This is a genomic window from Bacteroides sp. GD17, from assembly GCF_038448625.1.
Classification (GTDB): domain Bacteria; phylum Bacteroidota; class Bacteroidia; order Bacteroidales; family Bacteroidaceae; genus Bacteroides.
The window spans coordinates 874,762-895,823 of record NZ_JBCEZS010000001.1 but is presented as its reverse complement, the minus strand read 5'-3'; the positions used below and the strand labels follow the sequence as shown (position 1 = coordinate 895,823).

Annotated in this window: 10 protein-coding genes; 1 reads left to right on the top strand and 9 read right to left on the bottom strand. The window is 39.9% G+C overall.

What is annotated here, in order from left to right; all coding sequences use genetic code 11:
- Nucleotides 1-3: 3 nt before the first annotated feature.
- From AAE250_RS03030 to AAE250_RS02990, 9 genes are all read right to left on the bottom strand, one after another.
- Nucleotides 4-1,878, bottom strand: coding sequence for a glycoside hydrolase family 97 protein (locus AAE250_RS03030; protein ID WP_342288677.1), 1,875 nt, complete (start codon nt 1,876-1,878; stop codon nt 4-6).
- Nucleotides 1,879-1,887: 9 nt separating this feature from the next.
- Nucleotides 1,888-4,023: an alpha-galactosidase gene (locus tag AAE250_RS03025; RefSeq protein ID WP_342288676.1), complete on the bottom strand. Its 2,136-nt coding sequence runs from the start codon at nt 4,021-4,023 to the stop codon at nt 1,888-1,890.
- Between the two features lie 457 nt (nt 4,024-4,480).
- Nucleotides 4,481-6,217 carry a RagB/SusD family nutrient uptake outer membrane protein gene (locus tag AAE250_RS03020; RefSeq protein WP_342288675.1) on the bottom strand — a complete coding sequence of 579 codons (1,737 nt, stop codon included), beginning with the start codon at nt 6,215-6,217 and terminating at the stop codon, nt 4,481-4,483.
- A gap of 17 nt (nt 6,218-6,234) precedes the next feature.
- The gene (locus tag AAE250_RS03015) at nt 6,235-9,300 is read right to left on the bottom strand and encodes a SusC/RagA family TonB-linked outer membrane protein (protein ID WP_342288674.1); all 3,066 of its coding nucleotides are present in this window, start codon (nt 9,298-9,300) and stop codon (nt 6,235-6,237) included.
- 518 nt (nt 9,301-9,818) lie between these two features.
- The gene (locus tag AAE250_RS03010) at nt 9,819-12,047 is read right to left on the bottom strand and encodes a GH92 family glycosyl hydrolase (RefSeq protein WP_446715721.1); all 2,229 of its coding nucleotides are present in this window, start codon (nt 12,045-12,047) and stop codon (nt 9,819-9,821) included.
- Between the two features lie 59 nt (nt 12,048-12,106).
- Nucleotides 12,107-13,204: a glycoside hydrolase family 99 protein gene (locus tag AAE250_RS03005; RefSeq protein WP_342288672.1), complete on the bottom strand. Its 1,098-nt coding sequence runs from the start codon at nt 13,202-13,204 to the stop codon at nt 12,107-12,109.
- Nucleotides 13,205-13,226: 22 nt separating this feature from the next.
- Nucleotides 13,227-15,182, bottom strand: a complete 1,956-nt coding sequence (locus AAE250_RS03000) for a glycoside hydrolase family 97 protein (protein ID WP_342288671.1) — start codon at nt 15,180-15,182, stop codon at nt 13,227-13,229.
- Nucleotides 15,183-15,205: 23 nt separating this feature from the next.
- Entirely contained in the window at nt 15,206-18,499 is a 3,294-nt protein-coding gene (locus AAE250_RS02995; RefSeq protein ID WP_342288670.1) for a DUF5107 domain-containing protein, read from the bottom strand.
- 11 nt (nt 18,500-18,510) lie between these two features.
- Nucleotides 18,511-19,884 carry a sugar porter family MFS transporter gene (locus AAE250_RS02990; RefSeq protein ID WP_342288669.1) on the bottom strand — a complete coding sequence of 458 codons (1,374 nt, stop codon included), beginning with the start codon at nt 19,882-19,884 and terminating at the stop codon, nt 18,511-18,513.
- 270 nt (nt 19,885-20,154) lie between these two features.
- Here AAE250_RS02990 and AAE250_RS02985 point away from each other — a divergent pair, with 270 nt between their 5' ends.
- Nucleotides 20,155-21,042, top strand: a complete 888-nt coding sequence (locus tag AAE250_RS02985) for an AraC family transcriptional regulator (protein ID WP_342288668.1) — start codon at nt 20,155-20,157, stop codon at nt 21,040-21,042.
- The last annotated feature ends 20 nt before the right edge of the window (nt 21,043-21,062 follow it).

Genomic DNA, 21,062 nt, shown 5'->3' with positions numbered 1-21,062 from the left:
AAACTATTCTTTAAGTTCTTTGATGATCATAGCCACACCACCACGAGGCAAGAGAGACAGTTTCAAGGTAGTTTTGGCCGTCACTTTTTTCGTATCTATGGCTACATGTGTTCTTGTCTTCACTTTCTCTCCCCCATCGGTAAACATTGTCAACTCATATTTTTTATCTTTATCCAAAAAGTCAAGAGCGACATTCAGTTTCCTTGCATCATTGTTAGTAAGACATCCCACATACCAAACACCGTCTTTTTTACGGGCCATCGTTATATATTCACCAATAGCACCATCAAGCGTTTTAGAGTCATCCCAAGTAGTAGGCAGATTGTCAAAGAAAAACAGTTCAGGTTCATCCTTAATATCTTCCGGAGTATCGTACCAATACAAGAACTGTAAAGGGCTATAGTTTATAACAGACAATGCCATTTGATGACAAGCAGTATTCAGTAACGAACGTGCATTCAAGCTCTTTGCCAACCCTGGTTTCAACTCTTTGCGATGATAATAGCAAACCGTAGCATCCGCAGCTCCGCAAAGGAACCGGGTAAAGGGCAAAGTCGTGTTATTTACACCATCAGGGAACTCCTCATTACCTCTGACGCCTTCCTGAGTCAGAAGATTAGGATAAGTACGACTGAATCCTGTAGGTCTGTATTCATCATGAATATCCACCATCAAATGATGCTTTGCACACTTCTTTACCGCATCATGCAACCATGTTGTCCATCTGAACGAACCGACATGTACGAATCCGAACTTAATACCTGCTATCCCCCAAGATTCATACAATGGTAATATCTCGTCCAAATAGGCAGACAAAGCACGCTGATTGACATATACCCAGACCCCTACACCTTTGCTCTTTGCATATCTAACCACTTCAGGCATATCCAAATCATTGACCGGACAGCGCTGCGGATCCACATCCGATTTCCTGGGATCCGACTCTTTAGAAATTTCAGAGCCATACCAGCCCGAATCAAAATGGATGTAGTTCAATCCTCTTTTAGCTGCAAAATCCACTACTTTCTTAGCTCCATCCGTAGTGAGGGAAACGGTACGAATAATGCGCCCTGGCTTAATCCACTCCGTATCTTCTATCTGGCAAGGCTTATTCAGATTCAGAATCAAGTCATTATTATTAATTAAGTCCTTGGGGCTTTCAGCAATCATAACAACCCTCCAAGGAGTTTCAAACGGAGCTATATCTTCAACAGCATCATACATCTTGCAACGTATCACATTACTCTCACCCTTACGCACCACAAACTTGGTTCTACTATAATCGACCATTTCAGCCTCAGCCAAGCTTGCATAAAGTCCATTTTCCAACTGAAGGGTTAATGGCCGCTCAGCCTCACCTGGCCAGTCCTTAACCAACATACGCTTATGTTCTGCCTGAGCAAAAGGCGCAAACCAGCAGTAGGTGTTTTCCGGTACAGTAAAAGTTGTCAGTTCGTCACTAATACGTAAATAAGAACCATGCAAATATTTATATCTGAAACCAACACCCGAATTGTAAATTCTGACAATTAAAGCGAGCCTATCACCCCGGCCCTTACCCTTCAATGTATAAGTATACCCCTTATAGCAATCATTTATTACCGAACGCTCTCCATAAACCGGATACCAGTCTTGATTGACGGAAACAGAATCAATACGCTCTATTTCCATGTTTTCTTTCCATCCATCAATGCCAAGATTCGATTCTAAAATGACCGGCTTCCCTTTGTAGGAAACTTCGTATTTCAACTGTCCATTCACCGAATACACCGAAAGCCCTACAGAGCTGTCGGGAGAATGGAAAACTTGTTTAGTATTTCCGGCATGAGCCAGCAACATACTTAAAAAACAGAAAACAATACTATTCAATATTCTCATAACAAAATTCTACTTTAATAATTTCACACGTATAATTTTACTTTTGCAAATGCCATGCAAAGAGTAGTCAATACCGGTATTCATCAGATAACTACCACTATATTTCTTGTCACTATTGTCCACTTGATAAATTCCATCAGGATTAAGTCCTTTAAAGCACAAACGTTTTTTTTCAATAGGACAACGAGTACTCACATCAATCTTTTCTGAAACATTATAGCAAAAGACTACAGCCTCTTCTCCTCCAGGACTTACATATTCCAATATTGAATGAGTTGACTCAAACGGAGATGCCAACCTATACAAAATACCATTATGTACCAAAGGACGAATCTCTTTATACAAAGCAATTTTCTCCTTTGCGATTGCAATTTCATCCGATTTCCATGAAATTATATTATTCCCAATACCTAATACTCCACTCATTGCAACATCAAAACGAAAATTCAACGAATAATTCATATCATGCCAATTCTCACCTCCTGTCCAACTAACCATTGAATTAGCCGGGAAAGCACTCAAATAACCATATTGAATATAAATACGATCCAATGGGTCGATATTATCACTAGCCCAAGCAACATCCATACGAGAAAGCATGCCTAAATCAACCCTTCCTCCTCCACTTGAACACGTTTCAAATAAGACATTAGGAAATTCCTTTTTCAACTCATCAACAAGTCTATACAGATTTTCAGTATATCGAATACGAACCTCACGTTGCTTCTTTGTAGGAGCAGAAGGCCATCCAGGTTCTGTCAAATGCCTGTTCATATCCCACTTAAGGTATTTTATGTTATGCTCTCTCAGAAGAGTAGAAAGAGATTTATATAAATACTGAAAAACATCCTCACGCGCTAAATTCAGCATAGACTGGTTACGTCCTAATGTTTTAGGACGATTAGGGAAATAGAAAATCCAATCTGGATGAGCACGGTATAAATCACTGTCCGGATTAACCATCTCAGGTTCAACCCAAATACCAAAATCCATACCCATATCATTAATCTTCTTAATCAATGGTTTCAACCCATTCGGAAATTTGTTTTTGTCAACAGTCCAGTCCCCTAATCCCCCTCTATCGTTTACGCGACCTTTAAACCAGCCATCATCTATCACAAACATTTCAACGCCTATTTCTTTAGCAACTTTAGCTATGGCAAGCTGTTGGTCTTCATTCACATCAAAGCCTGTAGCATACCAACTATTATAGATTACCGGACGGTGTTTGCTTCCTTGCTGAAGAACTTCTCTTGTATAAGAAGCAAAAATCTGAGATACTTCAGAAGTCCCGTTTTGAGTATATCCAAAACAGATTTTGGGTGTAACAAACGATTCCCCTGGAGTAAGATTCAACCAGCTATCCCAAAACCTAATACCACCGGAAATCTGCAAAGCTCCATCAGATAGTCGTTCAAAATCCATTCGCCATGTACCGCTATACAATAATTGTCCAAACCATACACTACCCGAAAACTCATCGTGTTCTCCTCGTGGACGAACAGCAAAATAAGAAGAACCATAAGACTTAAAATCTCTAGACTGAATGGTTTTAACACCTTGAGTCAATAAAGTTGTCTGAGGCTGAAACTCATTACCCAAAGAACCGGATAGGTGAGTCAACTCATATAAAGAAGCCGGCAACCACATTGCCCCCGATTGCAGATTTTCAATTAATATATCATCACGTTTTCCTATGTTAGCGACCTCAAGCCACTTCTCCATCAGATTATGATTGGGCAACACTCTATAGCAAGCATAAACTGACAAAGGATAGTGAGAGTCTTTCAACAAAATACGTAAGACATCATATCCCTCATCCTTCAGTAATTCCGAAGAATGATATTTCAAATCCAAATCACGCACATTATCTTTGAAAACAGCTTCAACTAATGGACTGTTCCAAGCACCTACCCCACGAACCGGAACCTCTGGAAACTCATTCCAACGAGCAGTGGATTTTTCTTCTCCTTCCACTTTAGGCCCATAATAAAAAGTATTCAATCGTCCACCGCGTATTCCAATACGATAAGACATGGTTTCTGTTTCCAACATCCAGTCCTGGTCTGCCAACTTTATAATTTGTGCAAAAGAAGAAAAATTTAGCAATAAAAAGCTCCACAGAGCAATACATCTATTATTCATGATAATCAATATTAAAAGACTAATTCTATTTCTGAAAAAATCGGAAAGTGATGCGACAAAGATACAACTTCAACTTTTGATGCAATCAATTTCCAATGTTCTTTAGGATAACCAAACAAATAATCTATTTTATTCTTCGGGTTATAGGTTAACAAAAGAAACCATTCACTATTTTCATAATCTTCTTATTACCGTTACTGCATACATCTATCATCTACAAATTCTTACTCAAAAGGGAAATAGAAAAAATTTATTTATCCCCTCTTTTCTTATTACTTAATGAATATAGACAACAAGGATAATAAAGAGAATATAAAATCTTCAAAATTTTCTAATTTATTATGGTAGTTCAATAAGAATAATTGGCAAGAAGACAATGAACATACGACAATAGCCCAAGGTCTACTCGCCAATTAATCGTTATTTAATAAAACTAATACCTATATCCAACATAATTTTAATATCCTGGATTTTGTGGAAATTCTGCCTGAGAATTCGCATCAATTACTGATTGTGGAATTGGACAGAGATTATTCTTCTCACCCACCGTTCTGGCAGATGCTTCATAACCAAACCGTTTGGTTCTATCGTAAAGCAAGCCCATGCGGCATAGAGTGAGAGTACGAAATTCTTCGGCATAAAGTTCGCGAGCTCTTTCATCCAGTAAATAGTCAATATCGATATCAGCCGCCACTACTGGCTTTGCCTTTGCACGAGCCCTCACTACATTAATATCAGCTGCTGCTAATTCTTTATTACCATTCTTCAAATAAGCTTCGGCTCTCAACAAATATGTTTCAGCCATACGGATTGCATACCATTCCATAACAAAACCGTTAGAAGGCTCGGCTGCATAATGCCAGTCTGAACCACATTTCATAATACGCGGCCAAAAACGCTCCATTGTATCATTACGAGTTGTCAACCATTCTTTCCGAATAATATCTCCAGGATGTAACTTTACTGTAATATTCGTACCATCTGCCAGAGTAACTGGTGTTTCATAAACCTTAGTAGGATCATCTACTTCAACACCATCAACAATCGGTTTCGGCGCTCTAAATATGCGATTAATGTTAAATTCCGCATTACGTTGATCCTCTGTACCGGATTTTCCCCACAATTGATACAAGAAGTAATTAGTTGCACGCAACCAAGCAACTCCACGTCCTGTCCAGTCACGCGCCTGACCATCATAACCAAACTTCGTAGTGCCCCAAAAAGCCGGCCAAAATACACGTTCTTGATCAGTACGAGTATTAAGGTAATCGTTCAAGCCACCCTGTGCAAATTTATCAACCTGAATAACCCAAATGGATTCCTTATTACCTGTCTGATAACTAAAGTTAGAAAAACCATCCAAATTCTTCATTTGGAACAAATCCCAAAAGGCATCCTTACCTTCCACGTCCTTGCGCCATCCGAAACGTTCCATCATTAAATGATATTCCCCCACCTTTTGATCGATAACCATAGAAGCTGCATCAATTCCTTTTTGATACATACTCTTATCGCCGGTTTCATCACCAAGAGCAATATACATCTCACTCAAATAGTGATATGCAGCCGCTTTCACAATTTTACCCGGTTCTGTTACAGAAGTAGGAAGATGCTGAGCTGCAAATTCAAAATCTGAGATGCTTTGTTTATATACGTCTTCCCGTGAATCACGCGTATAAGCAAGTGAAGGAGATTCCACAGGAGCTACTATTATAGGGACCCCACCAAACAAACAACCTAAATAACGGTAGCAATATCCTCTAAAAAAACGAGCTTCAGCCTGTACTGCTAATTTTTCCTCTTCATTGCTCCATCTGACATTCGGATTTTCAGTTTGTTTAAGCAAAGTATTTATATTATAAAGCATGCCATAATGACGGCCATACACAATACGAAATATATCCGTAACCGAATTTACATATCCCCAGTCCGTAAAAAGTTCAGTGTCTGAATTTTGACGGAACATTACATCCGTTCCGGAACCAAAATGAAAGAAGTACGCAGGGTCATCTGTAAAATTATAATTTTGACGAGCTACCCGATAGAATTCATTTAAACCTGTTCTGAATTGAGCTGCATTCAAATAAGAATTATCTACCGTCAAGAAATCGTCTGCCTCTTCTTTCAAAAAATCACTATCGTTGCAAGCACACAATGTACAAAATGCGAATGCCAAATATGCTATCTTTTTCATGTTAAATATTTTTATGATTAAAATACAACTTCTACTCCCACGGTAATATTACGCATAGCAGGATCCCCATGTGCATAAGCTTGACCTGTTTCAGGATCTTGTCCCTCCCAAGAAGTGAATGTCAGTAAATTCTTCGCAGCCATATATACCTTTAAATTCTGAATTGGAGTTTTGCTCAGCAAACTTTTGTCAAAAGTATAAGCCAAAGAAATGTCTTGCAAGCGTAAAAAGTCATGACGTTTCGGAAATTGATAATTGTAAGGGTTTTTATAATTCGGACGAGGCACCTTATTGGAAGGATGTTCAGGCATCCAATACTCTTTGTCCAACCAATTTGCTGCACCACCACCACCAAATGTGCCAACATAATTGGCATAGATATTATTGGCAATGTAATAATTATCCTTACCACCTCCAGCAATCCAATTCAATAAGAAATAAAGCTCAAAGTTTTTATAAGTGAACGTATTAGACATAGTCATCGTAAAGTTCGGTTTAGTGTAGCCCACAATCTTACGATCGTTATTGGCATCAATCGAACCATCTCCATTCAAATCTTTGAACTTGACATCACCGGGAACACCACCATAAACCGACATATATTCAGTATCATCTTCTTGAATAATACCATCAAAGACAAATGTATAAACTGCTCCCAATGACTTACCGATGAAAAGGTTATTGGCAATATCATCATCTTCTATGCCATCTCCATTACTATCCAGTCCATAAAGAGAGATAACTTTATTGCGATTCATCCAGAAGTTAACCCCCGTAGACCAAGAGAAGTCTTTCGTTTCAATATTAATGGATCTTAAAGAGAATTCTAATCCCCAGTTCTTCACCTCACCAATATTATCCGACACATTTTGGAAACCATTCATGATAGGAATAGCGCGATCTAGCAACAAATCTACTGTTTTGGAATTATAATAATCCACATTACCACTCAGACGATCTTTAAACATTGAGAAGTCAAATCCCACATTCCAAGACCCCGTTCTCTCCCATGCTAAATCCTTATTAGCTAAGCCGCTGGAAGCCGATGTATTGGCGGTTTGATCGCCAAACAGATAATAACCTGATCCCATACGTGAGAAAGTAGAGTAAGACCCCACAGAAGGATTACCATTTTGCCCATAAGACAATCTCATTTTCAAGTAGTTAATTAACTTCACATTATCTTTGAAGAAGTTCTCATTACTAATCGTCCACGCACCTGCCGCTGAGAAAAAGTTACCATATTTATTTCCTTCAGCAAAACCTGAATAACCATCGCGGCGTACAGAAGCAGACAAGTGATAACGCTGCTTCAATGCATAATTCACACGTGCCATATAAGCCAACTGCGACAGCACACTTTTACCTGTATCCACTCCTCTTTTTGTAGGATCCCCCAACTCTAGTGCATTTATTCCCAAAGTAGTAGTACCAGCTGCAGAGAAATCCTTAGCACTCAACCTAGAAGAAGTAGTAGTTTGCCTTTGGCGTTCAGCCAGCAAAGTAGCATCTACAGAATGGTCACCAAATGTACGACTATAATTCACCAAATGATTCATAAACCAGTCAGTACGCGTTGAATGAGATTTATAACCATTGGCATCCACCAAGTACTTAGTTTGGTCATATAGGTCTCTTTCATTCAAAGTATTCATGAAATAACGTTCATCTTGAAAATTAGCAGAATGTCCTTCCCAACGATTCAACGAATAGTCAAAAGTATAAGAAAGGCCTTTCACCCAAGGCATATCAATCCGCGCAAATGTCATGCTGCGATAGTTTTGATTTCTGTCCTCATTGAACTGGGTTGTCTGCCATAGCGGATTGATGGTAGTGGTATGTCCCTGCGGTGAGCGCTCCATCTGATTTTCAAAGCCTTCAAAACGTACGTATTTGTATCCGTAAGGGGTATTATTAATTGCATTTCGCATATCAGCAGAGACACCATCTGCATTTTTATTAATAACAGACAGGTTCAAACCAATTTTGAGCCAATCAGTAATTTGAGATTCAACTTTGGAAGTCACAGAGAACTTTTTGAACTTATCATTATACATAACACCTTTCTGATCCAAGAACTGCCCAGATATATAGTAATTCATTTTATCCGTTCCGCCAGACACACTCACTTGATAGTCTTGGGACAGTCCCATGTCAACACACTCATCATACCAGTCAATGATATTACCTTCTTGGTAAGCAGAATACTCGTAAGGAGTCAACATATTTTCCAAAGTTAAATCAGCCTCAGAGGCTCCATTCATGATATTCAAATCTTTTTTCAATTGAAGAAAACCTTCTGGAGAAAGCATATCCGGTACTGTAGTCGGAGTTTGAAACCCTACAGTCGCACCAAAACGCACGCTTGGCTTACCCGACTTACCGCGCTTAGTAGTCACCAAAATCACACCGTTGGCAGCTCTTGAACCATAAACTGCCGAGGAACTTGCATCTTTCAGCACATCTACAGAAGCAATATCATTCGGATTCAATTCATTCCAGCTTCCCACAAAAACAACTCCATCAACCACCAGCAAAGGATCATTAGAAGCTTTAATTGAGTTTTGACCGCGAATATTTATACTCGGATTACCACCAGCATTGGTCACTGTACCAATATCAAAACCTGGTAACTGACCTTTCAGGGCATCCAGCACGTTCATATTAGGAAGCGTCATACGAGGAGAATCCTCTAATCTAATAGAGGCGATAGAGCCAGTCAAGTCTTTCTTCTTCGCAGAGCCGTAACCAATTGCAACGACTTCATCCAAAACTAGAGAATTTTCCTCCATTGCAATTTTTAGTCTCTTTGCAGCAGAAGTTACTTTAACTTCCTTTGATTCGTAGCCGATGTAATTTACCACCAAAGTTCCATTTACTGGAAGAGTCAGCACAAAATTACCATCAACATCAGTTACAACACCATTTTGTGTTCCCTTTTGAAGGACTGTTGCTCCAATCAAAGGTTCACCAGTTGTTTTATCAAACACATACCCTTTGACACTCATGTTTTGAGCAAACATAGGTATAACGGATAAAACCCATGCTAAACAAAACAAATATAGAAATTTGTTTCGCTTCATACAATTAAAACATTTCATAAAATAAGATTTAAAAATTAAGCAAACTATGTATCATTAAAGTCGTTATAACGCGTTCCTTTTAACAAGTACAAAAATAGAGAAACACAGCACGTAACACAATAGACTATTTTTTTAAAAGATAGACAATCTTATTATGAACAAAAAGAAACATTCATCTACTCTACACTTATACCATATAGAGTAAAAACATGTCGGAATCTAAAAATTGAAAAAGGATGTAAGCTTTCAATCAAGTATTGTTTATCTTTTTAATCCTGCTCCAGATACATCTCAGAGCAAGTACTTCTTCGCCACCGGGCAACGAAGGGCTTGCCACCGGAGAGCCCCACCTCCGACACCGGGGAAGCACTTCCTTCTCGGTGCCGAACAAAACGGGAACTTGCACCATCCATCAGAATGTAAAGCAAAAAGATTGGCTCTTTCCTTCCCCATACAGAAAAAAAGAGCCAAATCATCTCAATACATGCAATTCTGAAAACAATATTATCCTTTAAACCTTATTTCTTTTCCAACGAAAATGAATAGGGAGCATCCGAATCCGCTGTACCTCTCTCCATATCAGGCTGAGCAGACATACGATAATCCATCCTCATACCTTGAATCATCTTATTATGCTCCAAATAATTCTTCCTGTATTTCTTACCGTCAATCTTTAATTCATCAATATAGCAATTAGTCATACTACTTTCCGGAGCATTGATTGTTACATCTTCTCCATTCTCCAAATGAATCACAGCCTTACGAAAAAGGGGAGTTCCCAACACATACTGACCTGAACCGGGACATACCGGATAAAATCCAAGAGCCGAAAAGACATACCAAGCAGAAGTCTGTCCATTATCTTCATCCCCACAATAGCCATCAGGAGTAGGTGCATAGAACTTATTCATCACTTGACGAAGCCACATTTGCGCTTTCCAAGGTGCCCCGGCATAATTATACAAATAAATCATATGCTGTACCGGCTGGTTGCCATGGGCATAGTTACCCATATTCATCACTTGCATCTCCCGTATTTCATGGATAACGCTACCATAATAACTTTCATCAAAAACTGGCGGAACTATAAATACTGAATCCAGCATGGAGACAAGCTTATGTTTCCCGCCCATAAGGTCTATCAATCCCTGAGGATCATGAAATACAGACCAAGTATAGTGCCATGCATTCCCTTCCGTGAAAGCATCGCCCCATTTGAAAGGAGAGAACGGTATTGAAAAGCGACCGTCTTCATTACGACCTCGCATCAGAGAAGTCTCCGTATCAAAAAGGTTCTTATAATTCATAGCACGCTTTGCGTATAAATCAATCTCAGATTGAGGACGCCCCAAGGCTTTTGCCAAACGGTAAATGCACCAATCATCATAGGCATACTCAAGTGTACGTGCAGCATTCTCCCGGATCCCCACATTGTAGGGCACATAGCCCAAACGGTTATAGTATTCACACCCCCAACGTCCGGTAGACTTTACCGTCGGATGCTCCTTATTGGCAGTAGCTGTCAACCCTTCATAAAGAGTCTCCACATCATCAACCTTTACGCCTTTCAGATAAGCATCTGCAATCACCGAGGCAGAGTTATTCCCCACCATGCAGTCCCTATGACCGGGACTTGCCCATTCTGGATAAAAGCCACTCTCTTTATAAACATTGAGCAGCCCTTCCTGAATTTCCTTATTGACTGAAGGATATATCAGATTCAACAACGGAAAAAGGCAGCGAAAGGTATCCCAAAAACCTGTATCCGTATACATATATCCAGGCAGCACCTTACCATTATAAGGACTATAATGATAAGCTTCTCCCTGCTCATTCAATTCATAGAACTTCCGGGGAAACAAAGTGGAACGATACAAACAGGTATAAAAGGTTTTCAACTCATCATCTGTACCACCACTTACTTCAACACGACCCAACACATCATTCCATTTGTCCTTCGCAGTCTGACAGACTTGATCGAAAGTACGCCCCTTCACCTCTTGCAAATTTAACAGCGCCTGTTCCAGACTGATGAACGAAGAAGCCACCTTCATTTGAATCTGCTCACCCTTGCATGTTTTGAAACCAACAATAGCACCCACATGGTTGCCGTTCTGCTCCAATGTCCCGAAAGCCGTATTTTCGGCCACAGTGTTCACAAACTCAAAATCACGTTCAAACTCTAGCACAAACCAGTTACGGAAATTATCGGGCACCCCGCCACTATTGCGGGTAGAATAGCCGACTATTCTTTTTTGTTCCGGTTCAACTTTGATATATGACCCTTTATCGTAGGCATCAATTACAACATATGAGCAATCATGCTCCGGATAAGTAAAGCGAAAAGCCGCTGCTCTATCTGAAGGAGCGATCTCAGCCACCACATCATGTTCTGCCAAATAAACACTATAATAATAGGGTTTTGCTGTTTCAGCTTTATGCCCGAACCAGCTGGCACGACGTTCTTCATCAAATTCCGGCCGTCCCACCATAGGCATCACCGCAAACTGACCGTAATCATTAATCCAAGGTGAAGGCTGATGGGTCTGTTTGAACCCCCTGATTTTAGTATCGGTATAGGTATAAGCCCATCCGTCTCCCATCTTTCCGGTCTGTGGAGTCCAGAAATTCATTCCCCAAGGAGTAGCTATAGCTGGGTAAGTATTACCGGTAGAAAAGGAATGCACAGATTGCGAACCCATCAATGGGTTTACATATTCTACGTAATCACGATTTCCACCTGCCATACAAAAGTGGCAAGTAAAAAATAGGATGGAAGTAAGAACCAATATTCTCTTTACCTTATTCATTTCCATGTTGATACTAATTCTGCTGTACGGGTTAAATAATAGTCAGGTGCAAGTGGAGAATAGTCGAGATACTCAAAACCATCGCTCTTGAAAGGCACGGCCGATTCTATCTGGGTTCCCTCATGCCACTCGTTAAACGAAGTGATACCAATGTAGGGCGTTCCGGTTTCCATTGCTGCCTGAAACATATCTGTATAATATTTCCCATCCTCACGATCACGCGTAGTTGCCGTATTCCAAGGACGTACTCTGGTATCGATATAACCGGGACCCACACAAGGAACGAAAATCTTTTCATTCCGAACAGCCCACTCCTGCATACCTTTCCAGTTGGCCGGAGTAGAACCGTAAGTAAATCCGGTAGCGGCAAAGTAGGTATAGAAACCATCGAGACCGGACTCCAGAAAATAATCCTGTTCTTTATCCTTTACCCACAGACCTATAATCTTAGAGTCCAATTCTGTTCCACGGATAGTGAGGTCACCTTCCGGATGGCAGATACGAGCCCATTCGGAAGCAGGAGTCAGATAAGAGTCATAGATAAAGAAGCAAGGCTTTCCATCCATACGGTAAAATGCCGGGTGCGAACCGAACTGCTTTGTCAAATCTGCAATATTTGCACGAAGGCTCTCTGCACCACGTCCCCCATAAGGTTCTATGTGGAAACAAACTTTCATGTCATGTTTTGCAGCCTCATCGAACAATACCGGTAAAGCAGGAGAGCCAAAATCATTCGCTCCCCACCAAGTAACAACTACCACATCGATCTTAGCCTTTGTCATCATATCCATGTGACGTGCAATTATCGCAGGGTCAGTACTGCTGTAATTTTTCAGTTCCGGATAAAAATTGGTCGCAAGATTATCTTTTCCTTTGATTTCATCGGCAACACCTTTATAACCAGCATTCTTTATCACGCCATGTTCCCAATGTACTTCTTTTCCATTAAATTCAGTATTACCATACCAATTATAATAAAAAGCAAATACACACTTTTTCTGAGGAAGTTGCTCTTTTTCCGAACAACCTATGACATGTACTATTGTCAACAAAATTACAAAAATCGACTTAGTACGTCTAAATAATCTATTCATATCCTTAAAAATAAGCCATTTATTATAAAGCAGAAATTCTTGCGACCCAACCGCCACCGGATGCCAAGGACACATTCAATATTTCTCCTCCTTCAACTTCCATAAACTCATGTTTGTAATCGATGGCACGAATATCCGCATTGGCACCATCTCGGAAAACCTCCATCTTATACTTTTTACCTTTAGGCAGGAAACTTAAGTCCAGTTTCATTTCTCTTGAAGCCCAATCAGTAACAGCAGCCACATACCATGAGTCGCCATATTTACGGGCCATAGCCACATAATCACCTATTTTACTATCCAATGTCACCAACTCATCCCACTCTACAGGAATATTGACTAAAAACTTGGTACATTCCGCTTCCCGATAATAATCAGATTGCGGATCAGGCAGCATTTGCATAGGACTTTCTGCAATGACAGCCATGGCCATGAAGTGCGCCCTGGTTCCTTGCCCCATCGGAGTGTCATGGTTAAAACGGAATGACTTCTTGGTAGCATTGTTCATTGTACCAGGAATATAATCCATCGGCCCAGCAACATTACGGATGAAAGGAAGTATAAGACGGTTGTCGGGATTGTCCTTATAGGTTCCTCCGTTTTGCTCAAACTCAACCAGAGCTTCTCTAGTCAGAACATTAGGATAAGCTCTTCTCAAGCCATCGGGGCGATAGGCTCCATGAAAATCAAGTACCATTTTATACTCAGCCGCCTTCTGTGCAGCTCTCCAATAGAAGTTTGACACATCCTGGTCTGAGCGGTTAATGAAATCAATCTTCAGTCCTTTGATTCCCCATTCGGAGAACTTAGCCAATGCTACATCCATCTGACTGTCAAACAAGTCATAAGTCACCCAAAGCATCACATCTACACCTTTTGATGTTGCATAATCTACCACCTCTTTCATATCAAGGCCGGCAATGGTCTTTGTCAAATCTTCCTTATAAGTCCAACCATCATCAAACAAGAAATAGCGAATACCAAAATCGGCAGCAAAGTCAATCATATATTTAGCAGTTGCGGTATTAATGCCTGCCTTGAAATCCACATTGTACAAGCCACGACGTGCCCACCAGTCAAAAGTTACCCACCCAGGCTTTATCCACGAAGGATCCTCTATCTGACACTCAGGTGCCAGCAGGTATACCAACTGATTGTTCATCAAGTCCTTATCTTCCTGAGCCACAGCAAACACACGCCAGGGGAAAGTTCTTTTTCCGCTTGTCTTAGCTATATAATCCTCACAAGAAACGATTTGCCTTCTATTTTTTGAATTACCTTTGACATTATATGTCTTGGGATAATTCCAAAAATGTGCATTCAGATTCTGGCTTCCTTTTTCAAGCCACAAGCAAGGATAATCCTGCAAATCGGATTCCAGCAAAAGTATGTTTGTGCCCGACGGCACCTTTACCAAAGCCGGATAGTTTCCTGTGACACCCTGCTCTATGTCTTGAATCTTTTGTTCTACATATGGAGCCTCATAATCACTGTTCATGTTAGAATCTTGCTGAAAGAATACCGTGGAAGAAGGGGCAAATACAAAATCGGCAGCTTCATCAAAAATGGTCAATTCCCCTTTACGATTAGTTGACATACGATAAGCCATTCCCTCGTCATATAGACGGATTTCTAATCTTGTCTTATCAGCAAACAACAAGGATACCTCATTGTAATGTTCTGCAATAACTGAGCGTTTCTCCTTTATCTCGGGAACAACCATCCTATCAACAGCTTTCTTCTTGACAGAACGTACCTTCGGCAACTTTTCGGGAATATATCCCTGATCCGTATTCAAATAAATGTCACGAACTGCAAACAGAACATCCTCATTTTGCAGAACACGTATAGAAACATGTTCATCTATAGAAACCTCGGCATGCAGCACCTTATTTGGAGAGGCTAATTTAACCTCTTTGGCCTCTACAAGAAAAGGACACAAAAACAATAAAAACAAACCGGCTCTCAGCTTACCCATATTATTCATTTATCAAAAAGTTACTATTCATTAATCATTTCATTATGTACCTGTACACCTTGATGGTTGTTATCCAATTCAGACGCAATCTTAAAATAAGTTTTCGCCTTCTCTACGTGGCCAAGCCCTAAATGACCAAGTCCCATCAAATAGTTGCAATGGATACGGTTTTTCTTATCCATATTGTCTTCCCAAATCTGCAAATCAGGGAGAGACACTGCAAAATAATCCATCTTAAAGACATCAAACAGATGTTTCTCACCAAAATCAATCAAACGGTTGAAACAACCACGTGCCTTTCCTTCATCACCCAACTTCAACAAAGCCAGTCCTTGATAGAATATTTTATCAGGCTTCTGGTCATTGTAATACATTGCTGCAACAGGTTGGCTATTTCCTGCACAAGCCTTTTGAAAGAAAAGCCGCGCTTCATCCTCATGTCCCATCGCTTGCAATATACATCCTTTATAATAATTAAAATCATTCTCTTGTGCCCCTTGCAGCTTGCCTTCACCCAAATTATGAGGATATGTGAAACATTCGTCTATCAACTGCAAGGCTCTTTTATACTCTTTGGATTTCAAATATTCTTTTACCAATTCTACACGGCACAACTGATATTGAGCCGGAACCTTACCTTCGCCTCCTTCCCAGGGATGAAATTGGCGAGTATCAATCAGGTGAAGGGCCTCTTCATAACGGCCTAACTGGTTCAGCAAAGTCACATATTCCAAATAAAGGTCATCTCGTGAAAATGCAATTTCTTTATGAGCATCCAACAAAGCCAAACGTTCTTTATGCGGACGATTCAAGCGTTTGTACAACTGATCCAGCTCCATCAATATACGAGCGTCATTCATATCCAAGTAGAAGGCCTTTTCCAGCAGCCCTACAGCCTCTTGCTTCTTATCTAACTTATTGAAGTATGCTAACGATAGATTTCTGAAAACAGTAGGAAATTTCGAATCTTGCTCAATCGATTTCTCCCATGCAGCCACAGCCTCTGCATACTGGCGCTTATCATACCACAAATTACCGAGATAATACAATGCCTTAGACGCTTTCCCTATGAGTTCAACGACCACTTGAAAAGCCAATATAGCTTCCAATGTATTCGGGAAACAATAGTCAGGAGATTGTTTTTCAGCCAACTTCGCCACTGTTATAGCTTCTTCTTTCCTACCTAATTGAAATAAAAACCATGCTTTATAATAATATAGCAGAGTAGGTTGTAAAACTGAAAAATCAATAGCGGCATCCACCACCTTTATAGCTTCCTCCCAGCATCCGCATGAAGCATAATCCAGAGCAAGTTCTCCATAATTATGACTCTCACTACGCATCTGCAACAACAGCGAATGCAAGTCCTTTTCATCTTCAGTAATAAGGTATTTCTCAAAACTACATCCAAAGTTAAAACGGTCATAGGAAAGAGAATCTTCTATCAGCGCCAAAGCCTTCTCTCTCTCTCCTAAATGACGCAAAACAATGGTCTTCAGATGCCTACCTCGCAGATTGCACCAATTTCGCACCAAAGATTTGTCTATCTCGTACAGAGCATTCTCCCAATCTCTCCGTGCCACGGATATCTGAGCCAACGAATAATAGCCTACATCTTGCCATGCCGCGTTCCAGCAAGCTTTATAAAAATAATCATATGCCTCTGCAAGCCTCCCCTGATATTTCAGAGAAAGTCCCAAATTATACAAAGGTTCTCCATCATAAGGATTCGGAGATTTTGCAGTTAATGTCTTCACTGCCTGCCTCAAATAAGGCTCTGCCTTAGCAAACTGTCCCTTACGCAACAGCCATAATCCCAAAGCATTATTATTGCGCACATCGCTCGGATCTCTATATAGAGCTTCCTGATAATAATCTGTAGCTGCATATGTAGCATGGCGATATTGCTCAAGGTGCAACCCTGTCAGATATAATTCTTCTGTAGTTTGGATATCTTTAGGATCCAAAGCGGCCTTAGCCGCTTCCGGAACTTCCTTTATTTCTTCAGATTCCGGTCTCCACTCCAGTAACAATTTTCCTCTTTGGTCAAAAATTGAGATATGTACATCTTTCAGATATATAATCTCAATCTTCTCTTTTAAATATTTTTCAGGAGTAATATCCCTGACAACATCAAGAATAGAATTTTCTGATTGGATTACTACTATATGAAGATTCGCCTGTTTTGACGTCGTAAACACTTTTAAAAAAGTACAGTCACCTTCTGCCTCAATATTCATCAGTATATTTTCAGAAGCACTCTTTACTACACCTAGCTCCCTATATGGAATAAAATATTGTACAAATGTTTTTTCTTCGTAAGGTTGCAACCAAGTAAAGTCGGGTTGATTGTCCGTATAGACACCCGCCATCAATTCGATATACGGACCATCCGTATCCGTTAAATTACGATCCCATGCTTGGCCAAAGTCACCATTACCCCATGTCCACTGTTTCTTACCCGGTGACACATGATGATTGGCCACATGCAATACCCCCGCACGGGAATCATTCTCATATCCGCCTACAAAATTATATTTGGAATGTATAGCCATATAAGAAGTAGGTACCGGAATATTCTTATATCGAGAAATGTCCACTCCCGCGGAATAGTCCATCTTGTAATAAGTCCCCGTAGCAATAGGATAACGGGAAACATCACGTTTACCATGATCAAAAACCGCATTTACATCTCCCGGAAATACCGACTGATAATGCTCATTCACTGCAACGGCCGGATTGGCCCACCATAAGAAAGTCTGAGGGAATGGGGTCGGATTATATACTTTCCCTTGAATTTCAAGTCTGGCACATCCCGGGCGTAAAGTGAAACCAGCCATGCCCTTTTGATGAAACATGCGTTCTCTCTCGCTAACCCACACTATCGCACTACCATCTTCTTTCTTCTCAATATAATAATCAATCGGCAAAAAAGTACTGGGACGATGATGCTGCGGCCAGTTGAACTCAATACCTCCGGAAATCCATGGTCCCGTCAGTCCCACCAAAGCTGGCTTGACCACATGATTATAATAAATAAAATGACGTTGCTTTATTTTGTCATATGCCATTTGGACACGTCCGCCTAATTCAGGCAGAATCATAACTTTGATATATTCATTTTCCAGATAAACGGCATGATAACATTGTTCCCTACAAGTATCTTCAATCTTTTCAATAACCGGATATGGATAAACAACTCCACTGCTTCCCTGATATACACGTTTTTCCAGGAACATAGGATTCTTTTCAGCTTTGCCAACAGCATAAGTAGGGAGAAGTACATCTTCCTCCCAAACCTTTACATTTTCAGTCATATTTTTGTATTTTATTTTATTAATTCTTTTTCCAGCGTTTCCAATGTTTTCCCTTTGGTTTCAGGTAAGTTAGAACGGATAAACAAAAAACCAGCTAAACAAATACCACCATATAGCCAGAATATACCAGCTGCTCCTACCCAATTATTGAGAATAGGGAATGTATATGTAAGCAAGAAACATGCTACCCACAAGAAAAATGTTGAGAGAGCCATCGCCATTCCACGAATTCTTACAGGAAAGATCTCAGAGAGTACTACCCAAACAACAGGAGCCAACGACATAGCATAACATGCAATAGCCATTACTACAAGTAGTAACATGGGCCATCCGCTCATTTCCAGATAGTAACATGTTCCTAAAATGACATAAATAAATGCCAGCCCAATAGAACCAACAAACATAAGGCTTCGCCGCCCCCATTTGTCGACAGTGTATATGGCCACAAACGTAAAAATAACATTAGTCACACCCGTCACTACAATATTCATCAGTACATCAGAGACCTCATAACCGGCCGCAGAAAATATTTCGTGCGCATAGTTAAATATAACATTAATGCCACACCATTGCTGAAAGACAGCCAACACTACACCAATTATCAGTACTTTCCTGACCGAGGGATGAAAAAGCTGCTTCCAGCTGTTTTTTTCTTTTTGCTCCACAACCAATTGTGACATCTCCAACAAGGTCTGTACCGCATAATTGTTTCCACCGACACGCGACAATATAGCTTGAGCTTTATCAACCTTTTTATTTGCTGCCAGCCAACGAGGACTTTCCGGTATCATAAACGCAAGAATAAAAAACAATCCCGCAGGTACCAATTCTCCCCAAAACATCCATCTCCAAGCCCACTCCACACTTTCTACGCTAAGGGTCACCATATCTGCCGTATAATGCGCTCCTATTTGCCAATTAGCCAGTTGCGCCATTAATATACCCAATACAATTGTCAATTGATTTAAAGAAACAAATTTTCCACGAACTGAAGCCGGCGCCACTTCCGCAATATATACAGGAGAGATATTAGATGCGATTCCGATGCCAAATCCGCCTATAATCCTATAAAGAATAAACCAACTGAAACCATTAATGGCACCTGTTCCATAAGCTGACAATACAAATAAGACCGATGCAATAATCAACATTTTCTTCCGGCCATAACGATCACTCCAACTTCCAGAAAGCAACGCTCCGACCAGACACCCTACTAAAGCACTACTCATTGCCCAACCCCTAAGTGCTGGTGAACCTTCCATACTAAAAAAAGGCTCATAAAAAATCTTGGCACCTCCGATTACTACCCAATCATAACCAAACAGCAATCCGCCCATGGCCGATACCATACAAATTAACAACAAATAAACATTATTCTTTCCCATAATATACCTATAAAAATTGCTGCAAAGAAAGCAAATATCCCCTATACAAAAAATAGAGAAAAAAAGTATAAAGCTGGACCATTTTATGACGCAAACAAAAAACAGTATCAATCAATAAAGATAAAAAAGAAGGACTTATACATGTATAGTGTTAAAATTCAGCAATAACAGACTGGTTTCATTTATATAATATATATTTGCTGCATTAAATTACTCCTCTATTATACAAAAAACAATCAAAACAATAATAAAACTCTTAATATTAATACTATGATTAAAAAAAAAGATGGATTCAGCGGTGAAAGGGCAATAGTTCTCCCACAATTTATTGTGCGTGAAATGGAAGAAAATCCCATATCAGCTTGCCTGCATATTACAGATATAGGCTATTATCCCAAAGCCAAATTCCATTTTATCGAACGAAAAGAGGCCATTTCACAATATGTATTTATCTATTGTTATGAAGGAACAGGATGGTATCAGTTAAATGGAAAAAGGTATACCGTGAATGCCAATGAATACTTCATCTTGCCTACCGGGATTCCTCATTCTTATGGTTCTGCGGATGATTCTCCATGGACCATCTATTGGATTCATTTCAAAGGAAAACTTGCTCCCTACTTCTCCACACAGCAGTTGTATCCTATGGAAATAAAGCCGGGAATACATTCACGGATAAACAACCGGATAGACATGTTTGAAGAGATTCTGCATACATTGGAAATGGGTTACAGCCATGAGAACCTGTTATATGCCTGTTCCATTTTTCACCATTACCTTGGTACATTGAGATACCTCCAGCAATATAGGGAAGCTATTCAACAAGATTCGAATACCACAGATATAATCACTGAGACGATACACTATATGAAGGAAAATATCGAAAGAAAACTTACCTTAAAGGAAATAGCCAAACATACGGGTTACTCCATTTCCTATTTTTCAGCATTATTCAGCCAACGAACCGGATATGCACCTTTGGTATATTTCAATATGCTTAAAATACAACAAGCTTGCTTTTTATTAGACTTTACGAATATAAAAATCAATCAGGTCTGTTACAAAATCGGCATTGAAGACCCTTATTATTTCTCACGGCTATTCAATAAAATCATGGGAATGCCTCCCAAAGAATACAAAAAGCTAAAAAAAGGATAACCTTGTTCCACTATTTAGTT

Excerpts from the sequence above, each read along its gene's own strand:
- AAE250_RS03005 (WP_342288672.1), bottom strand. The coding sequence starts at position 13,204 with ATGAATAGATTATTTAGACGTACTAAGTCGATTTTTGTAATTTTGTTG.
- AAE250_RS02985 (WP_342288668.1), top strand. The coding sequence starts at position 20,155 with ATGATTAAAAAAAAAGATGGATTCAGCGGTGAAAGGGCAATAGTTCTC.
- AAE250_RS02995 (WP_342288670.1), bottom strand. The coding sequence starts at position 18,499 with ATGACTGAAAATGTAAAGGTTTGGGAGGAAGATGTACTTCTCCCTACT.
- AAE250_RS03030 (WP_342288677.1), bottom strand. The coding sequence starts at position 1,878 with ATGAGAATATTGAATAGTATTGTTTTCTGTTTTTTAAGTATGTTGCTG.
- AAE250_RS02990 (WP_342288669.1), bottom strand. The coding sequence starts at position 19,884 with ATGGGAAAGAATAATGTTTATTTGTTGTTAATTTGTATGGTATCGGCC.
- AAE250_RS03020 (WP_342288675.1), bottom strand. The coding sequence starts at position 6,217 with ATGAAAAAGATAGCATATTTGGCATTCGCATTTTGTACATTGTGTGCT.
- AAE250_RS03000 (WP_342288671.1), bottom strand. The coding sequence starts at position 15,182 with ATGGGTAAGCTGAGAGCCGGTTTGTTTTTATTGTTTTTGTGTCCTTTT.
- AAE250_RS03025 (WP_342288676.1), bottom strand. The coding sequence starts at position 4,023 with ATGAATAATAGATGTATTGCTCTGTGGAGCTTTTTATTGCTAAATTTT.
- AAE250_RS03010 (WP_446715721.1), bottom strand. The coding sequence starts at position 12,047 with ATGGCAGGTGGAAATCGTGATTACGTAGAATATGTAAACCCATTGATG.
- AAE250_RS03015 (WP_342288674.1), bottom strand. The coding sequence starts at position 9,300 with ATGAAGCGAAACAAATTTCTATATTTGTTTTGTTTAGCATGGGTTTTA.